The 16,831-nt window shown below is 45.0% G+C and carries 16 protein-coding genes and 1 pseudogene; 7 read left to right on the forward strand and 10 right to left on the reverse strand.

Translation table 11 applies throughout. The features are described from left to right. Positions 1-7: 7 nt before the first annotated feature. From AC3FZD_RS00215 to AC3FZD_RS00255, 9 genes are all read right to left on the reverse strand, one after another. Positions 8-367: an EamA family transporter gene (locus tag AC3FZD_RS00215; protein ID WP_488738200.1), complete on the reverse strand. Its 360-nt coding sequence runs from the start codon at positions 365-367 to the stop codon at positions 8-10. Then, a complete protein-coding gene (locus tag AC3FZD_RS00220; protein WP_488738201.1) occupies positions 364-1,026 on the reverse strand; it encodes a class I SAM-dependent methyltransferase in 663 nt (220 codons plus the stop codon). Before AC3FZD_RS00220 ends, AC3FZD_RS00215 begins: the two co-directional genes overlap by 4 nt. Next, positions 1,027-1,881, reverse strand: a complete 855-nt coding sequence (locus AC3FZD_RS00225) for a class I SAM-dependent methyltransferase (RefSeq protein WP_488738202.1) — start codon at positions 1,879-1,881, stop codon at positions 1,027-1,029. 12 nt (positions 1,882-1,893) lie between these two features. Then, complete coding sequence (locus tag AC3FZD_RS00230; protein WP_488738203.1) at positions 1,894-2,274, reverse strand: XisI protein; 381 nt, start codon at positions 2,272-2,274, stop codon at positions 1,894-1,896. Further along, complete coding sequence (locus AC3FZD_RS00235; protein ID WP_488738204.1) at positions 2,262-2,678, reverse strand: XisH family protein; 417 nt, start codon at positions 2,676-2,678, stop codon at positions 2,262-2,264. The genes AC3FZD_RS00230 and AC3FZD_RS00235 overlap by 13 nt, the downstream gene beginning before the upstream one ends. 125 nt (positions 2,679-2,803) lie before the next feature. Further along, on the reverse strand, positions 2,804-3,070 hold the full coding sequence (locus tag AC3FZD_RS00240) for a hypothetical protein (RefSeq protein WP_488738205.1): 267 nt from the start codon (positions 3,068-3,070) through the stop codon (positions 2,804-2,806). A 103-nt stretch (positions 3,071-3,173) separates the two neighbouring features. Then, on the reverse strand, positions 3,174-5,234 hold the full coding sequence (locus AC3FZD_RS00245) for a DUF6077 domain-containing protein (RefSeq protein WP_488738206.1): 2,061 nt from the start codon (positions 5,232-5,234) through the stop codon (positions 3,174-3,176). A gap of 175 nt (positions 5,235-5,409) precedes the next feature. Then, positions 5,410-6,222 carry an Rpn family recombination-promoting nuclease/putative transposase gene (locus tag AC3FZD_RS00250; protein WP_488738207.1) on the reverse strand — a complete coding sequence of 271 codons (813 nt, stop codon included), beginning with the start codon at positions 6,220-6,222 and terminating at the stop codon, positions 5,410-5,412. A gap of 21 nt (positions 6,223-6,243) precedes the next feature. Further along, on the reverse strand, positions 6,244-7,914 hold the full coding sequence (locus AC3FZD_RS00255) for an ABC transporter substrate-binding protein (RefSeq protein ID WP_488740413.1): 1,671 nt from the start codon (positions 7,912-7,914) through the stop codon (positions 6,244-6,246). Positions 7,915-8,061: 147 nt separating this feature from the next. On the opposite strand from AC3FZD_RS00255, the pseudogene AC3FZD_RS00260 reads away from it, so the two are divergent. From AC3FZD_RS00260 to AC3FZD_RS00275, 4 genes and pseudogenes are all read left to right on the forward strand, one after another. Then, a pseudogene (locus tag AC3FZD_RS00260) lies at positions 8,062-9,216 on the forward strand (alpha-keto acid decarboxylase family protein); the annotation flags it as partial. Between the two features lie 185 nt (positions 9,217-9,401). Then, entirely contained in the window at positions 9,402-9,890 is a 489-nt protein-coding gene (locus tag AC3FZD_RS00265; RefSeq protein WP_488738208.1) for a hypothetical protein, read from the forward strand. 255 nt (positions 9,891-10,145) lie between these two features. Next, the gene (locus AC3FZD_RS00270; protein ID WP_488738209.1) at positions 10,146-11,303 is read left to right on the forward strand and encodes an FIST signal transduction protein; all 1,158 of its coding nucleotides are present in this window, start codon (positions 10,146-10,148) and stop codon (positions 11,301-11,303) included. Position 11,304: 1 nt separating this feature from the next. After that, positions 11,305-12,378 (forward strand): sensor histidine kinase, encoded by a 1,074-nt coding sequence (locus AC3FZD_RS00275; protein WP_488738210.1) that lies wholly within the window; start codon positions 11,305-11,307, stop codon positions 12,376-12,378. Here the strand turns inward: AC3FZD_RS00275 and AC3FZD_RS00280 are convergent. Then, positions 12,361-13,854 (reverse strand): CIA30 family protein, encoded by a 1,494-nt coding sequence (locus AC3FZD_RS00280; RefSeq protein WP_488738211.1) that lies wholly within the window; start codon positions 13,852-13,854, stop codon positions 12,361-12,363. The two genes, AC3FZD_RS00275 and AC3FZD_RS00280, sit on opposite strands and share 18 nt — an antisense overlap. Before the next feature lie 98 nt (positions 13,855-13,952). Here AC3FZD_RS00280 and uraH point away from each other — a divergent pair, with 98 nt between their 5' ends. The 3 genes from uraH to AC3FZD_RS00295 all read left to right on the forward strand — a co-directional run bounded on the left by uraH (position 13,953) and on the right by AC3FZD_RS00295 (position 16,777). Further along, on the forward strand, positions 13,953-14,315 hold the full coding sequence (gene uraH, locus AC3FZD_RS00285; RefSeq protein WP_488738212.1) for a hydroxyisourate hydrolase: 363 nt from the start codon (positions 13,953-13,955) through the stop codon (positions 14,313-14,315). Positions 14,316-14,357: 42 nt separating this feature from the next. Next, positions 14,358-14,858, forward strand: a complete 501-nt coding sequence (uraD, locus tag AC3FZD_RS00290) for a 2-oxo-4-hydroxy-4-carboxy-5-ureidoimidazoline decarboxylase (protein WP_488738213.1) — start codon at positions 14,358-14,360, stop codon at positions 14,856-14,858. A gap of 128 nt (positions 14,859-14,986) precedes the next feature. Next, on the forward strand, positions 14,987-16,777 hold the full coding sequence (locus AC3FZD_RS00295) for a metallophosphoesterase family protein (protein WP_488738214.1): 1,791 nt from the start codon (positions 14,987-14,989) through the stop codon (positions 16,775-16,777). Positions 16,778-16,831: the final 54 nt, after the last annotated feature.

Here is a 16,831-nt window from a genome sequence, read left to right on the forward strand (position 1 = left end):
CCCTCTGTTATTGATAATTCATCATAATCAAACCGGACATAATTAGGGCAACTCCCACCAGATAGCGAGCATCCACTTTTTCACCTAAAAAAAGGCTACTCAATAGGGGAACAATCACAAATGCCAATGCCATAAACGGGTAAGCTTGATTGAGTGGAATAAATCGCAACAACCACATCCAAAATAGGGTAGCCGAGCCATAAATGATCAGGGCGCTCCACAGATAGGGATTGCTTAAATAGCTCATCAGTGTCAGCCCTTGGGGAGAGTGGGTATTACTAAAGTTAGCAGCTAATTTAAACAGGAGTTGCCCTAGACTGATGCTGAAGACACAAGCGATTAAGTAAGTGATGATTTGTAAGGTCATTTTTGGGAAGATTTAAGTTTCCAAACGGTAATTAAAAACAAGGGAAAGAGATTCCAGATGAGGGGCACAAATTGACGGCGAATGGGATAAAAGCCTTGGGATTCTAGATAGGTTTCGACTTCGTATCCGGTATGATAATGATCGGGGGGTTTTTCGATATTAAAAATGGCGCGTAATCCTTGATAAATCCAGTTTTCTGTCGGTAAAGAAGTGATTAAAACGCCTGTGGGTTTGAGCCAGGATTTTAGAGGGGTTGTGGGGATGGATAAGTCTTGGAAGTGTTCGAGAACATCAGCAGCAATGATGGCATCAAAGGATTCATGGGGTAGGTTGACTTGACTGACATCTTGTTTAATAATCTGAATATTAGAGAGATCGTAGTGATGGATGACTTGACGCGCTTCGCGATCTTCGAGATCTAAGAAGAAGACGCGATCGAAATCATCGGCTAATGTAGGTAAGAAAATACCTCCACCGCCACCAAAGTCTAAGCAGGTTTCTCTTTTTATATGGAGATATTGTAAAGCAGAATAGATCAGTCTAAGTCGCATCCAAAAGATGGATCTAACTAAATCAATTTTAGAATAGTATAGGGTGGGGATGCGATCGTTATCGGTGGCAATTTGGGCTAAAAAATTGGGATCGAGTTGAATAAACATCTATGATTCTTTTTGATAAATCTGGAAGAGGATATCAGAGGGACATTGATGAATCAGAGGGTAGAGGATAAGCAACCCGATATAAAGTATAGCGGACATCAGCCACCCAGAGCTTTTATCCATGCGTAACCGTTGCCAAAGTCCTTTGATTTGAAGGGTTTCTAGGGTTTGACTATGGAGAAGCTTAAAGCCATAGGCAGTTACATAGTCTTCTAAGTTCTGGGGATTGACATAAATGAGATGGGGAAATGGATAGTTTTTCTGCCACAGTCTATCCCAGGGTTTAGAATATCCGAGTTGGGCAAGTTTTTCGGCTATTTTGAAGAAAACGCCTTGACTGTTGGGGATGTTAATAATTAGTTTTCCATCAGGGTTGAGGTGATGAGAACAGGCTTGGAAAATTCTGGGTAAATCGGGTAAATGTTCGAGGGAATCGTTAAAGGAAATGATATCATAGCGTTCTGAGTTGTCTAAACAGTCGGGAAAGTAGCCAATTTTAATGTTCAATCCTTGGGCAATTCCCTGGATGGCAACGGCTTCTTCGGGTTCAATTCCCATGGCTTCTATTCCTCGTTTTTGGGCTGCTTCTAGAAACCATCCATAGGCACATCCAACATCACAAAGGCGCTGATTTTCTAAGGGGCTATAGGTTTGTAAAATATCGAGAATTGTGTTAAAATTATTCAGGCGCAGTTGTTTTAAGCCTTGGGCACGATTTTCTTCAATAATGGTTTCTGAGTGCAGTGCGACATCAGCGCTGAAATCGGAAACCCAGATATCGCACTGCTGGCAGTATAATAATCCTGGCGATCGCCTGGGTTGGAGAGTTTCTTGACAAACGGGGCATTGTTGCATAGTTCTTTGCTATCAGGTATATTGATGGCGGTTCTCCTCTGGAGACGCTACGCGATCGCGCTCCACACCATAACCCGTATAGGGGCGCTTATAGGGTGGCTGTAACCCTAAAACAATATCTTGTTTTGGCACTCCCATTGCCACCAACTCTTCACCCACATCACTATCCGTGGTGTTCTGCTGTAACCAGATTTGCCCATCTCGAATATCAAAATGTAACACTGTGTGGTAAACCCGCGTCAAGTGTTTCCACCCCAGGCGCATCAGTTGATAGCGATCGCGCTCGACATCGAAACAGAGCAAGCTCTCCACATCTCCCGTATCATGGCTGTAATGACTATGTTTCGTCAGTAGCTCTTGAATACAGGCGCGATAGTATTCTACTTTATCCATCGTACAACTTCCTCATAAACTGGATCGTAAACCAAAAGCTTAATCTGATGTTTCTCAACAACCACTTGGGCAAAACGACTCTGAAAAAAACTGCTGTACGCCTCAACTGGAACGGCGAGATAAAGCTCCCGTTTAGGCTCGTTTACTTCTAACATAATCTGGTAATTCAAAAATTGCCCCAATGCCGTATGAAAATCGCTGATCGCAGAAGAGCTGATAAAACTCTTAATCTCGACCGCAATTTTTTCGTTTTCTCGCTCCGCAGCAATGAGGCGCTCTGCCGCCAAGTCAATTTTGACTTTAACTTCTTCCCATTCCAATTCTAGCGGGTCATGTGTAACTTGCCAGCGATCTTTTATCAATGCCCGTTTAACCGCTTCATGGAAAACATCTCTAGCAGACATAAGTCGATAATTTTTTGATAGATATCGATTGAGTTAAGAGTGTATTTACTCATTTTTAACTTTTTTCTTACTATACTTCATCTATCTACAAAAGGGTATACACAACTATCTAAGTTTACTTTCAATTAAAGAAAAGATAAATATTTATAGAGTAAAGCCAGATTAAAAGTCAACAAAGCAATAGTTGTCCAAACTTTACTCAATTGCCTCTGGGCTTTTTTAGCATCAAAATCTGCAAAACAGCTAAATGCATTAGGATTTTGGTGTGCAAAGTCAATGAACAGTTTACGCTGGAAACCGGCATCTGCTTCTAACTGCCAAAACTGATTAACTAGCGTTGGACAAGATGAGTGAAGTATATCAATATCACCGAATCTACTTAAATTACTCATGATAGACTCTTATGGTATTATATTTATATGAGTAAAATGATACAAAAAATCGAACTAATTGTCAAGTGTACTAAATCATAAAGTACAAACTACCAACAGGGAATTATAAAATCCAAAGGGCATAATGATCGATAATGCTTACCTGAAAGCCTAATGAGGAGAGAATGGCATTAATTTCCGGTTCCCAGGGATTCGTAAGGGGAACAATAACGGCTTTGATAGATAATTCAGAAATGGCAGATTGTAAAACCTGGGGAGCGTTGGGGGGACGATTTATACCACTAATGTATTGGGAGAGAATGCGGCGCTGATTGGCTTCTGCTTCGGGAAAGAAATTGGTGACTTGTAGATAGCTTTCGGTGACGACAATGGGATATAGGGGAGTGCGAAGCACAATTATCCATCGGGCTAATTCATCTCCTGCAACTTCTTCACCGACAGGGGAAGCGGGTGCTAAGACATAGCTTCCGGGGGGAACTTTAGCTTGGATGCGGTTAATGAGATCGAGTTTTTCTTGGGGGATTTTGGGTTGGGGAGGAAAGCGATATTGAATGCGGTTAAAGTCGATTTGAGGAGAGGAGGAGTTAGGGGCAAGGGCGGTAGAGAGGACAATTAATGCGGTGGAAACTAAAGCATAAAAGGTGAGTTTTATTTGTTTTTGATGTTTTGAAAAAGGATAAGTCAGGAGCGGAAAACTGAGTAAGATGCCGAGGAGAAGATGGCGGGGAATCACCCACCAGAGGCGGCGAAAGGTGGGGATTCCGGTGAGGTTGACTGCCAAAAATTCTTGCAGGAAGGGATTCATGAAGATGAGCATAAAGGCGAAGATTATGCCGAGGAGAAATCGGCGCATATTTAGATCGCTTAAGACTGCCCAAGTTGCTAGAGTGGCTACCCAAAAAATGTATCCTCCCATGCCATGATTGAGTTGTAGCTCGAAGTCGTTATTAACGATCGCCTCAAAGTTGGGATCGCTCATGTTGGGGGAGGAAGTTTTGACTTGAGTGATGAAGAGGAGGGCGATCGCCAACGGATAAGCCGCAGTGGTCAAAACCGATACCGATCGCCAGGTGGCTTTTTGAGTAGGAGTCCAGTATCCACAAGTTGCGAGCAATACGGTTAGAGGAGCAGCATAGAGAGCGGTGGAGCTACAGCCAACGGCGGCAATATTGGCTAAACTGAGGATCGTCCATTTCCAAGCACTCGGTGCAGTTAGATACCGGAGAGTATAGACAATAATCAAGGGAACCAAGATAGCCACAAAGAGGGGTTTACCCTGTTGCAGACGAGCTAAGGAGAAATTGCCTAAGCCAGCAGCACTTGCAGTGAAAACGATCAGTAAGAAAGTGGTAACAGTAGTGACGCTTAACCAGTTTCGGGGAGTAATTACCCGGAAAAAGAGGGCAGAGGCAAAAATGACTAGGGGAGCGATCGCCAGAGGTTGCCAGAAATTCCGCACCCAAAGATGGGAAATACCAGTAATTTGGCTAATCACTGCGGCTAGAAGTTCGACAGAATGCACCCGATAAACCGGTAAAAGCAGGGGCAAATTGGGCAACCCATGCATCGCATCATGAACCATTAGGGGGCGATCGGGACGATCTAAAGCAGCTACCATCAGGTTGAGATAAAAGGCATCATCCCCATGGGTGCGGTGTACGATCGCCGTAGCAATAATGGCGAGAGCGGCTAATCCAAGCAGCCATTCCCAGGAGACAATTTTGGGTAATTTTAAGACAAACTTTTCTGGATCTTTACTGAGGATTTGCCCGTAGGCAACGCCTAATCCTAACGTGGATAAACTCCAAAAGAGGACAAAATTATCAGTTATGCCATAAATAATGACTAAAATTACCGCTATAGCCAAAGGAAGAGCCAAATCTTTGCCAAGCTGAGGTTTGGAGGGTTCTGCGCTATCTTGTGCTAGGGGGAAGGAGTCAGGAATCACTGCCTGGAAACTGAGGAAAAAACCGACAACCGCTAAAATGAGGGCGATCGCCGAAAATTGGAGTAAAGTCTCAAATGTACCCTGATGTAACACTACCGCATTACACAACAGCGTCCATACTCCAATCAGCCAAACCCAAGATAAGCAGGACATTTCAACGATTAATCCTGCCCATCCTTGGCGCTCTTTCATCCGGGTAAAAGCGGTCAAATTCATAACTATTCTGAAACGGCGAATCCTGGCAAACTGGATGGATTATACCGCGATTCGTTTCCTGTACCCGATTTTGCGGCTGAATTGGAAGTGACTCTCTAGGATCTATTCGATCAGAAAGTAGTGGACTATTTCCTCCTTCTATTGCTTCATATCTGTGAGGTTTAACAGTTCCCCATCACTGATTATCTTTATCCAAATTCTCTAGCACTTCAGTCACCGTTTCCACCGGAAGTTCCAATAATTGGGCGATAACTTCTGGAGATAATCCATAACTTGCCATCCGAGGAATTGCCTTCAGTCTAGCTTTCTGTTCCCCGCGCTGCTCTCCGCGCTGCTCTCCTTCCTGGAAAGCTTCTTGGTAAACCTTGGTTTGTCGAATATCGCTCAGTCCTAACATCGCTTCAATTTCCTCCCTCGTTTTGGTCGGTAACTTATAGACTATTATAGTCTCGATCAAATCAATCAGGTTCTGTTGTACCTGTTGTTGCGTTAACTCTGATTTCGCTCGTGCAATCAGAGTTTTGGCTTTTTCTGGGGCTGTACTTTCCTTTTCAATAATCAGTTTAACCACCCCTAACCCTAATGAATTTTGGGTTAGTTCATCCAGGTAAATGCGGGTGACTTCGGGAAGTTGGAGCGCATTAGCAAAGTGTAAATCGCTATCGGGTTCCGTATTCCGGCTTGGATAAATGACCACAACTTCCCAGGGATGGGGCGGTTTATATTGTCTCAGATAGAGGAAAACTTCGCTAAATAAACGATAATACAAATCCTCATCGGGTTGAAATTGAACCTCGGTGATATAGAAGGGAAGATCGGGGTTATTGCTACTGGGAAGAAACAGCCCATCGAGGCGAAAGGCGAGTTGTTTGACTTCTACGGAGGTAAAAGTGTACTGGTTGGCTCTAGATGGAGGAAGTCCGCAGAGTTCAAAGAAGAATTGGGGAAATTCTTGGAATATTTTGTAAAAGAGGGTATCGGTTTTCATAGGGCAAGAGGCAAATTTTCCCTAACTCTCAACTCGCGTGATTTTGCTATAGAGAATAGATTGATTAGCTTCAATCATCACCCCTTCAATATTTTGCTGGGCGAATACATAATCTTTGTCAAACCAGAGGGGAATATAGGGGACTTCTTCGGCTAATATCTCTTGAATTTCTACTAGCAATAAGCGCCGTTTTTCTGGATCTTGTTCTTGCCGTTGTTGCTTGATCAAGTCATTGACGCGGGCATTATAATAAAAGGAGCCATGATATTGACTTGCTCCGGCTTTACAACCCTCGGTTTCTGAGCCTTCGGTACATTCGAGGAAGGGTTGCACGTAGTTATCGGGATCGAGAAAATCGGCGTACCAGTCGAGCATGAAGGTGGGATAAACGCCTTTATCTAGGTTTTGGAAGGCAGTGGTGGATTCGACGGAGTTGGGTTGTATTTGTAAGATCCCTTCGAGTTCCGTATCGGCGATCGCCTTCAGGGTACTAGCAATCAGTCCCCGCTTAGTGGAGCTGGAGGGATACCAAATCTCTACAACTGCCGGTTTATCGACGGAATAACCGGCTTCAGTTAACAATTTTTTCGCTAGTTCCACGTTACCATCACCATAGACTTTTTGAAATATCGGCTCTGAAGCGGCAAAAGTTTTCGGTATTAAGGTATACGCCGGTTCTGCTTGTCCTTGAAGGACGCGATTGTTCATCGTGGGGCGATCGGTGATTGCAGCTAAGGCTTGGCGAACGGGTAATTGATTAAGCGGATCGGATTTAACATTAACAATAATATAGTTCAATGTATTCCCTTCGGCGGCAATTTCTCGCCATCCCTTTGTGTCAATTTCTTTCTCTAAACTCTCAATTTGATTGCTGTCTAAAGTGCCTAGGGTTACGTCAATGGCTCCAGTCCGAAAGGCGTTAAATAAGTTAGCAGGAGAGGAAAACCATTGAATATCAATGCCTTCATTTTGGGGGACATCTCCCCAATAGTCGGTAAAGGGTTCTAAGCGGATCGTATCTGATGTAACTTCAGCTACCTTATAGGGGCCAGTTCCCACAAAGGTATCGGGCTGAAATTGACCGCTCCCGATTTGATAAGATTGGGGAGAAATGGGGCAAAGTCCGCTAAAGGCAAGCAGAGCCGTAAAACCGGCAAAGGGTTGCTTGAGTTTGATGGTGAGTTCATATTCTCCGGTGGCTTCGATGGATTCCACGATATCGGAGAGTAAAAAGGAGGGTTTGCCCTGGTTTTCCATAAACCGCTTGAGGGAAAATGCCATGGCTTCAGCGTTGAAGGGTGTGCCATCGTGGAACATAACGCCTTGACGCAAGGGGATGATATAAGTGAGCCGATCGCCGCTTACACTCGGTAATTCTGTGGCTAACTGTGGTGCTAAATCTGACGTTCCATCTTGGTAAGTATAGAGGCGATCGCCCACATTGTAGAGGACATTGAGAGAAGGAACTTCATAGGCATCGGCGGGATCGAGGGTGCGGGGTTTAAGAGTAGTGCCTAAAATTACCCGTGGATTCTCCTTAGTCGGAGTTTGTGTATTATTAGACTGAGGACTACAGGCGATCGCCATGAGACAACAAACCAGGGCGATCGTCAAAAATTTCCCTAAACGCTGAGATTGTCTGAACCGAGTAAACAACAACTTCTCTCTTCCTTGCGTGACCATGGCTCTCATCATAATACAAGATGGTGCTTGGGGTGATCGTTGTCTTTAAATGCATAATTTTGTATTTTAAGCAACTCTTTTTAATAAAAATTCACGATACTTTAACCAAGAGAGCCATAATAACACCCTATTGATGAGGAGAGTCTGATGAGTTTAATGCCAGAATCCGGACTGTATCCCGTCCAATCCACTGCCGTTAGTGTGGGAAAATACTTAGTCAAGAAACTTGAATCCATCGGTGTTCGACATATTTTTGGCGTACCGGGTGATTATGTACTGAGATTCATGGATCACATTGTGGAAAGCTCCATGGATCTGATCGGAACTTGTAACGAATTAAACGCTGGCTATGCGGCGGATGCTTACGCCCGGTTAAATGGAGTCAGCGCCCTTTGCGTCACTTACGGTGTGGGAGGATTGAGTATAGTCAATGCTCTAGCAGGAGCCTATGCGGAACAAGTGCCCGTCATTGCCATTAGCGGTGCGCCCAAAACCTCCGCAGAACAAAATGCCTTACTGATGCATCACACCACTGGAGACTATACTTTGCAACGTTCGATCCTCGAAAACGTCACGGTTGCCGCAGTCACCTTAACCCCCGATGATGCCATTACTCAGATCGATCGGGCGATCGCCGCTTGCCTCCAGTATAAACGCCCCGTATACATCGAAATTCCCGCAGATTTAGTCGATCAACCCTGCGTATTACCCCTGCGGAAGCCCTCCCTATCGGTACTCCAGAGCCAACCCGAAGCCCTAAAAGAGGCGATCGCCGAAGCCATCGAACTCCTACAAAACGCCCAAGCTCCCATTATCTTAGCCGGTGTAGAACTCCATCGATACGGCATTCAATCTCAACTCTACCAGCTCGTCGAAAAAACCGGCTATCCCGTTGCCACCACCATGCTCGGTAAATCAGCAATTTCCGAAATGCATCCCCAATTTATCGGCAACTATGTGGGAGCCTTAAGCCGAGATACAGTCCGCGATCGCGTCGAAAATGCCGATTGTATTCTTTGCCTGGGCGCAATTTTATCCGATACCAACTTAGGCGGATTTACCGCCGAACTCGATCCCACTAAACTCATCAACGCCAACCTGGCGCGAGTCCAAATCAAACATCATTTTTATTCCCCCATTCACTTAGGTGACTTGATCAACGGATTGATTGAAAAACTCCCCTATCGCCCCCCAGAAACCTTAAACATTCAACCCGCTTCTTGTCTGCTCAAAGATAACTGGGAAGCGCAAGACAATGCCCCCCTCACCAATGCCCGATTTTATCAACGCATGAACTCCTTTATCGGCGAAAATGATATTGCTGCGATCGCCTCGCCCATTTAACTCAAACTCTACAATAGCAGTACCTCTGATAGAGTTTGTGGCTTAGAAACCGAGTTTTTACAATGATAGAATCGGCAAAGATTCAGTCATAAAAACCCGGTTTCTTTATTTTGAGTACGATCGCCTAAAACAGGCTCATTACCCCATCTATCATGAGAATCTTACCTTACCATCGCCTGACCCTGAAAACATCAGACTCCGTAATAGAAATTATCCATCGCCTAGAAGCTCATATTGAAGCACCCAAAATCTGGGAATGGAGGCGATCGCCAGATCATGCTCCCTATTGCGGTACGATTTCCCCAGATGGCTTTAACATTCGGCGAGTCATTGACTATCGCAATTCCTTTTTACCCCAAATTCGCGGTCGATTTGAACCCTTACCCGATGGTACTGCCGTTCATATTACCCTCAGTTTACATCCGATCGTCAGTGCCTTTCTGCTCTTTTGGGGATCTTCCTGGTGCAGCATTTCACTCCTGTTTCTAGTTGCTACTTTGTTCTCGGAAGATATGGGGCTGGAAACTCTACTCTTTATTCCCCTTCCGATTATTGTCCTCTTGATTTTCTCTTGGGTATTTTGGTCAGAAGTCGATCGCGCTTGTCAAGACCTGACCCACATCATCAATCATCATGATTAATTGATTATTAATAATTGTTAATAAGTACCGCTTTATCTCGATCCCCAAAAGTTGACAGTCTAGGTCAAGCCTGATTAGGATATAGGGTAAAATCAACACTCAATAACTTTCAGTAGTTTAACTTTGGTCTGAAAGAGAAAGCCCTTAACCCCTAGAATGACCTGGGCTAAACTGAAGCGATCGCCCCCTGGGTTATCCGATCGAGATTTGAGAGTTGAATCATATAAAATATCCACTTTTCTTGGGAAGTGATCTATGTTCAAAACCGTAGTCGGCCATAGCAACGATCCAGACACAGAGTCAGCCATTGCAGAAGTTCTCCATCAATGCGATCAGGCCTTATCCGGAGCAAAACCACAAGCAGGAATTCTGTTAGCCGCGATTGACTTCGATCACCCGGAAATCATGCAAAAAATCGGTGCTGCCTATCCGGAAATCGAATTAATTGGCGGCACAACCGATGGAGAAATGTCTTCAGTTCTCGGATTTCAACAAGATTCCCTGGTACTCATGTTATTTTGCTGCGATCGCCTGCAAATCCGGGCCGGAATAGGCCGAAACATCTCGGAAAACTTGGACAAAGCCCTAGAAGAGGCGATCGCCCAAGCAACCCTAGGTGTAACCGAACCCATTAAACTCTGCATTACCCTACCTGAAGGACTCACCTCCATCAGTGCCGTTAAATTAGTTGATCGCCTCAATCAACAATTAGACAAGAAAGTACCCCTTTTTGGTGGCCTCACTGCCGATCAATGGCGCTTTAAGCAAAGTTATCAGTTTTATAAGAATGAAGTCTATAGTGATGCCATTCCCATTTTGCTCTTTTCCGGGCCCCTGCTCTTTTCCCATGGATTAGCCAGTGGTTGGAACCCCATTGGCAAAATCGGTCAAGTCACCCAAGTCAAAGATAATATTGTTTATCAAATCGATAATCAGCCCGCCCTAGACTTTTACTCTCGCTACTTAGGAGAGAGTCCCCCCTCCTCCGAATACCCCCTCATGGTATTTGACCCCACACGGCAGTATTCTTACATGCGAGCGCCTAGTGGCTCCTGCGATCCCACTTTAGGAAGCATAACCTTCTTTGGCGACATCCCCGAACAGGCGATCGTGCAAATTACAGAAGCAACCCGTGATAATATTCTTTCAGCCTCTCAAGCGTCCATGCAAGAAGCGATCGCCAACTATCCAGGAAAAACACCCAGTACAGCTATCTTCTTTTCCTGTGCCAGTCGGCGACAAATCCTAGGCAGTCGCACAGTTGAAGAGTATAATTTAACTCAAAACAGTCTAACTCAAACCTTATCTTCCTGTGGTTTCTATACCAATGGTGAAATTGCACCCTTAGAACAGCAGGGCATCTCCTATTTTCATAATGAAACATTTATTACTTTACTCCTGGGGGAAGAATAGCATGATCTCGCAAGCCCTAGACAGCCTAGACAGGGGAGAATACATTGCACAACTAGAAAAAGAAAACCGAATATTGCGGAAGAAATTACAGCGATCGGAAAAAAACTGTCTAGAACTCGAAGAAACCAACCAGAAAAAAGAATCCTTACTTAGGCAAGTCATTGTTGAACTCAGAAACTCCCAAGCCGAAGTCGAACAAAAGCGCCAGTTAGAACAAACCTTAAACGAACTCAAACGCACCCAAGCCCAACTCATTCAAGCTGAAAAAATGTCCAGTTTGGGTCAATTAGTCGCCGGAGTCGCCCACGAAATCAACAATCCCGTTAGCTTTATTTACGGCAATTTAAGCCATATTGAAGACTATTTTCAAGGCTTACTCGGAATGATTCATCTCTATCAACAACACTATCCCGATCCTCAAGAAGCTATCCTAGACTATGCCGATCGCCACGATCTAGAATTTGTCCAAGAAGACCTACCCAAAATCCTCAAATCCATCAAAATTGGCACAGAACGCATCTGTGAAATCGTCCTCTCCCTGCGTACCTTCTCCCGTATGGATCAAGCCGACTTTAAAGAAGTCGATATCCATGAAGGCATCGATAGCACCCTCATGATCCTCCAGCATCGCCTCAAAGAACAACCCAATCGCCCAGAAATCCAAGTCACCCGCAACTATAGCAACCTCCCCCTAATCGAATGCTATCCCGGACAGCTCAACCAAGTCTTCATGAACATTCTCGCCAACGCCATCGATGCCCTAGAAGAACACCCCTCTGATAAAAGCAATGAGATCATCATCTCCACCAAGAGAATCAACTCCGACTGGATAAAAATCACCATCTCCGACAACGGCGCAGGAATTCCTGAAACCATCCTCAACAATATTTTTAACCCCTTCTTCACCACCAAACCCATCGGCCAAGGAACCGGTATGGGTTTAGCCATCAGCCATCAAATTATTACCCAAACCCATGCCGGTCAAATCTTCTGCCAATCTACCCTAGGGGAGGGAACCCAATTTATCATTGAAATTCCCATTCACCATTCATCCTGCTTACTTCCCTTGACTTAAACCCAGCAGCACTCGATCCCAATCCTGGATGTCTTCACCCTCCTTAGCTCTCACCTCAAAGGTTAAATTACAAGCTTGCGGTTGGGACAACATCTGAATAGACAATTCGGCAATATCCTCACGACTGACTTGGCCGCGAATCGTATCCCCTTGGGAGACTTCTAAGCTATTACCCCCTGGTGCTTCTGTCAAGGCACAGGGGCGAATAATCGTATAGGGAATCCCACTTTCGCGAATGGCATCCTCGCCCCGCAACTTCCAGGTTAAAATCCCCCCAAGTTGCTCGTTAAGCCTTACTGCGGGCGGTTCCTCCTCCAAATTTAACCCCGGTCTTCCCGGACGAGTCACCCCAGCCGAACTAATCTGCACAAATTTGGGTAACGGCGGCCCTCCATAGGCGCGAATGGAGCCAATTTCCAGACCAAAACCCCCTGGAGAAAAGCGAGGATTGAGTTCTCCATCATACTCAAACTTACTGAGCATCAGTTGAATGGCATAGGTCTGACTGGGGTCAAATGGGGGAGCGCTGGGTAGGGTTTTGGCGCGAAATACAGGAATCAGGCGATCGAACGGAATATCCACCGTCATCCAACTATTATTGAGCGTATCAAAGGAATAGCAATAACTAATGCCATCCCATCGCGCCTCATTGCGGAGAATAAACTTATAACGCTTACCATCCCCTTGCACTCGCAGACTGATCCCCTCGTATCTAGCCAGATTCAGGCAAGGTTCAAAGTTTTTGGTGCGAATGGACACAAAACCCCCAGAATTAGCGGTAGAAACCTCTCCGGTAAATAAACCACAGTTGGGAGTAATGCGTAACTGGCTCGCACTGACTCCCCCCATCACCACATCATCAATTACGCCCCAAGTCGTTCTTAAACTCGGTGAAGGATTGGTAAAATCAAAAATCATGCGCTCATTAGCCTGGCCTAAATAGGGCCCAACCTTGCGGATCAGATTTTTCATGCCGTTATATTCCACCATTTCCGGACTATCCACCACTTCTGGCAGATAGAACTTCACCCCTTGATAATACTTTTCGCGGTTGGGGGTATCGCCCTCGACGGGTTGCACGCGAGTACCGGAACAGCAAATTACAGAAATCACATCTTGCATCATTTCCGGCTTCAGAGTTTCTGGAATAGTTAAATCCGCTTCAAATAATTCAATGCCTTTACCTAAAATAGACTTGGCTCGTTGAGCATCGCGTACCAGAGCGCGGACGGGGATCTGGCGTTCTCCTAAACGGCGAATCACCCGTTTTCCCACTCCACCAGTCGCTCCAACAACTAGAATTGTACCCATAGCTCGTCCTTTTGGCAGTTGAGGTTGACCAGTAAGGGTTCGTAACCCACGTTGAAGACTACTGAGAATCGGAAAAACTTCAAAGGTGTTTAGAGTATCGATCAAGCGATTGAAATCCCAAGATTTCCGACCGCTTCCGACCTGAACGGGAGTTTTAGAAGCCATTCTCTTAGTTTGTGTAGATCGTCCTTGTTTATCTTAACGGAGACAGGCAAAATGAACGGAAGATTGAGTAACCCAGGAAATGGAGTCAGGATAAGGATATGGTCGGTCAATTAACAACTCATGTATTAGATACAGCACAAGGATCTCCTGCTGTGGGGATGGTATTGGAGTTATGGGCAGTCGATCGCAAGTCGCCGATTAAAACTCTGCTCAAACAGACCAAAACCAACGAGCAAGGCCGAACCAATGTTCCTTTATTGGACGATGGAGAGTTGGAAGTTGGCAATTACGAATTAATTTTTTTTGTCGGTGATTATTTTCAGCGGGTGATGGTCAATTTACCGGAACCCGTATTCTTAGATCAAGTTCCCATTCAGTTTGGGGTATCTAATCCTCATAGCCATTATCATGTGCCTTTGTTGGTTTCTCCTTGGTCTTATACGATCTATCGGGGGAGCTAATTGCCGATGAAGTGATAAGGTTCAGCATCAGGGAGTGAAAAGATGACCTATACGATCGCGCAAATTAACCAAATGAGTCAGGAGGATTTTGTGGAGGCTTTGGGTAGCTTATTTGAAGATACTCCAACGATCGCCGCTCAAACTTGGCATCAGCGGCCTTTTCGAGATGGGGAACATCTGTATCAAAGCTTGATCTCCCAGATGCTGGAATTGAGCGATGGGGAAAAAATGGCGCTTATTCGATCGCATCCTGATTTGGGGAGTCGGCTCAAAATGGCTCCCGATTCGATCGCTGAACAAGCAGGAGCCGGATTAGATCGATTGAGTGCCCAGGAGTACGATCGGTTTGTGGCTTTGAATCAAGCGTATAAACAGAAGTTTGGCTTTCCGTTTATTATGGCGGTGAAGGGACAGACCAAGGATAGGATTTTACAGGCTTTTGAAGCACGGTTAAGTCACAATTGCCAGGTAGAGCGGGAACGAGCGCTAGAGGAGATTGCCCAGATTGTACAGTTTCGGTTGGGCGATCGCTTGATCGATTAAATTTTGCCCTCTCCCTCAATCCCTCTCCCACGGGAGAGGGACTTTTCCTCTTCTCCTGTGGGAGAAGGGGTTAGGGGATGAGGGCGAAGTGTTTGTAACTGACTAACCATTTCTATCATTTTGAACCAATGACTCGAAACAGGCGGTGGAATAACGGTAAAATTCTGTTGATTAGCACGTTAGTGTTAATGGTTTTAGGTTGGCTCAGTGGTATATTCATCTCTCCTCCAGTTTTTATGTTTCCTGAATATCTATTAACCGATCCCTTTTTGCAATTCCCCACTGAAAATACAGTGCGAGTCGTTTGGTTTACCCCGTTTCCGGGATATGAACATCGCGTCATTTATGGGGAAAACTTAGAGCATCAAGTCATGGCAACAACGACGAAGTTAACCCGCACCCGCGAGGATAAGTTATCCCATCTTCGAGAAACGGTGCTGGAGCAACCAGGGGAGTTACCGGTACTCCGAGATATTTGGCGACATGAAGGGGAAATTACGGGATTAATGCCTGGGGAAAAATTGCCCTATGAAGTCCTTAGTGTCCATGATAATCGTCAAGAACTTAGGAGCGATCGCTTTACCTTAGCTCCAAGTCCTCAACCGGGAATACCCTTAAAAATATTACTCACCTCAGACCACCAGCTTAAGCCCATGACTGCGGCAAATATCCAGAAAGTCGGGGAACTGGTGGGATCGGTTGATGCTATTTTCTTGGCTGGAGATTTGGTGAATATTCCCGATCGCGCTTCTGAATGGTTTGACGATCGCCGGGGAAATGCTTTTTTTCCAGTGCTGCAAGGACGGGCGAATTACGAGTTGGAAAAAGAGGGCAAAAAAACGACCTATACAGGAGCTGCTTTAATCCAAAATGCGCCTTTATTTCCTGCTTTGGGCAATCATGAAATTATGGGAAAATGGTCTGAAGAACAAGGATTAAATCACCAATTTGATGGTTCCTATCCTCGGAGAGTGGCAGAAGCTGATTATGAACGGCAAGCGGATCAAATTAATCCCAGTGGTGACCCGAATATCAAAGAGGCTTGGATTAAAGACCACAGCTTTAATAGCGATACTTACCAACAGATTTTTAGTTTACCAGAAAGTCCAGGAAATGGGCGCTATTATGCCGTGAGTTTTGGCGATATTCGCTTGGTGGTTCCCCAGATTACGAATATGTGGCGATCGCCGAATTTATCCGCTAATACTCAAGGACGCTTCCGGGAGCGCGATCAGGACTTAAATCAACCTCAAAATTGGGGCTATGGGCAACATATTTTTGAACCCATTACTCCGGGGACTCCCCAATATGAATGGTTAAAAAAAGAGCTTAATTCTCCAGAATTTCAACAGGCCAAATATAAAATAGTCATGTTTCACCATCCCCCCCATTCCCTAGGGGAAAATATTGTACCGGCTTATACCGATCCGGTGCAAATTATAGATAAAGATAGGATGGGGAATTCTTTGGTGATTCGCTATGAATATCCCCAAGAAAAGGATTATCTGATCCAAGATGTGATTCCTTTATTAGAAGAAGCGAAGGTTGACCTAGTATTATATGGCCATTCCCATCTCTGGAACCGGTTTATCAGCCCCAAGGGAATGAACTTTTTAGAAACTTCTAATGTGGGTAATACTTACGGCGCTTATATGGAGAAATCTCGCCGTTATGTTCCCCCAGCCTATCAGCCAGAATATGCACCTGTGGGCGATCCAAATGGGTTAGAGGCGATTATTCCCAATCTCAATCCGATTCAGGATCGGGATCGATTTTTACCTTATATTGCCAGTAATGATTTAACGGTATTTAGTCTTTTAGATACAGGAGAGGGAACCATTAGCAGCTATATTTTTGATACTCGTAACCCAGAGTCTGAAGTTGTGAAGTTCGATGAATTTCTGATTCGTCGTGACTAAATGTTAAGCTTTGTGGCGAAAATCAGACATCGGTTGACCAGAATCCCTAAGTTA

This window comes from Roseofilum sp. KMC-1, from assembly GCF_057802075.1.

Excerpts from the sequence above, each read along its gene's own strand:
- AC3FZD_RS00265 (WP_488738208.1), top strand. The coding sequence starts at position 9,402 with ATGAGAATCTTACCTTACCATCGCCTGACCCTGAAAACATCAGACTCC.
- AC3FZD_RS00280 (WP_488738211.1), bottom strand. The coding sequence starts at position 13,854 with ATGGCTTCTAAAACTCCCGTTCAGGTCGGAAGCGGTCGGAAATCTTGG.
- AC3FZD_RS00275 (WP_488738210.1), top strand. The coding sequence starts at position 11,305 with ATGATCTCGCAAGCCCTAGACAGCCTAGACAGGGGAGAATACATTGCA.
- AC3FZD_RS00240 (WP_488738205.1), bottom strand. The coding sequence starts at position 3,070 with ATGAGTAATTTAAGTAGATTCGGTGATATTGATATACTTCACTCATCT.
- AC3FZD_RS00235 (WP_488738204.1), bottom strand. The coding sequence starts at position 2,678 with ATGTCTGCTAGAGATGTTTTCCATGAAGCGGTTAAACGGGCATTGATA.
- AC3FZD_RS00220 (WP_488738201.1), bottom strand. The coding sequence starts at position 1,026 with ATGTTTATTCAACTCGATCCCAATTTTTTAGCCCAAATTGCCACCGAT.
- AC3FZD_RS00215 (WP_488738200.1), bottom strand. The coding sequence starts at position 367 with ATGACCTTACAAATCATCACTTACTTAATCGCTTGTGTCTTCAGCATC.
- AC3FZD_RS00245 (WP_488738206.1), bottom strand. The coding sequence starts at position 5,234 with ATGAATTTGACCGCTTTTACCCGGATGAAAGAGCGCCAAGGATGGGCA.
- AC3FZD_RS00270 (WP_488738209.1), top strand. The coding sequence starts at position 10,146 with ATGTTCAAAACCGTAGTCGGCCATAGCAACGATCCAGACACAGAGTCA.
- AC3FZD_RS00250 (WP_488738207.1), bottom strand. The coding sequence starts at position 6,222 with ATGAAAACCGATACCCTCTTTTACAAAATATTCCAAGAATTTCCCCAA.
- AC3FZD_RS00255 (WP_488740413.1), bottom strand. The coding sequence starts at position 7,914 with ATGAGAGCCATGGTCACGCAAGGAAGAGAGAAGTTGTTGTTTACTCGG.
- AC3FZD_RS00230 (WP_488738203.1), bottom strand. The coding sequence starts at position 2,274 with ATGGATAAAGTAGAATACTATCGCGCCTGTATTCAAGAGCTACTGACG.
- uraH (WP_488738212.1), top strand. The coding sequence starts at position 13,953 with ATGGTCGGTCAATTAACAACTCATGTATTAGATACAGCACAAGGATCT.
- AC3FZD_RS00295 (WP_488738214.1), top strand. The coding sequence starts at position 14,987 with ATGACTCGAAACAGGCGGTGGAATAACGGTAAAATTCTGTTGATTAGC.
- uraD (WP_488738213.1), top strand. The coding sequence starts at position 14,358 with ATGACCTATACGATCGCGCAAATTAACCAAATGAGTCAGGAGGATTTT.
- AC3FZD_RS00225 (WP_488738202.1), bottom strand. The coding sequence starts at position 1,881 with ATGCAACAATGCCCCGTTTGTCAAGAAACTCTCCAACCCAGGCGATCG.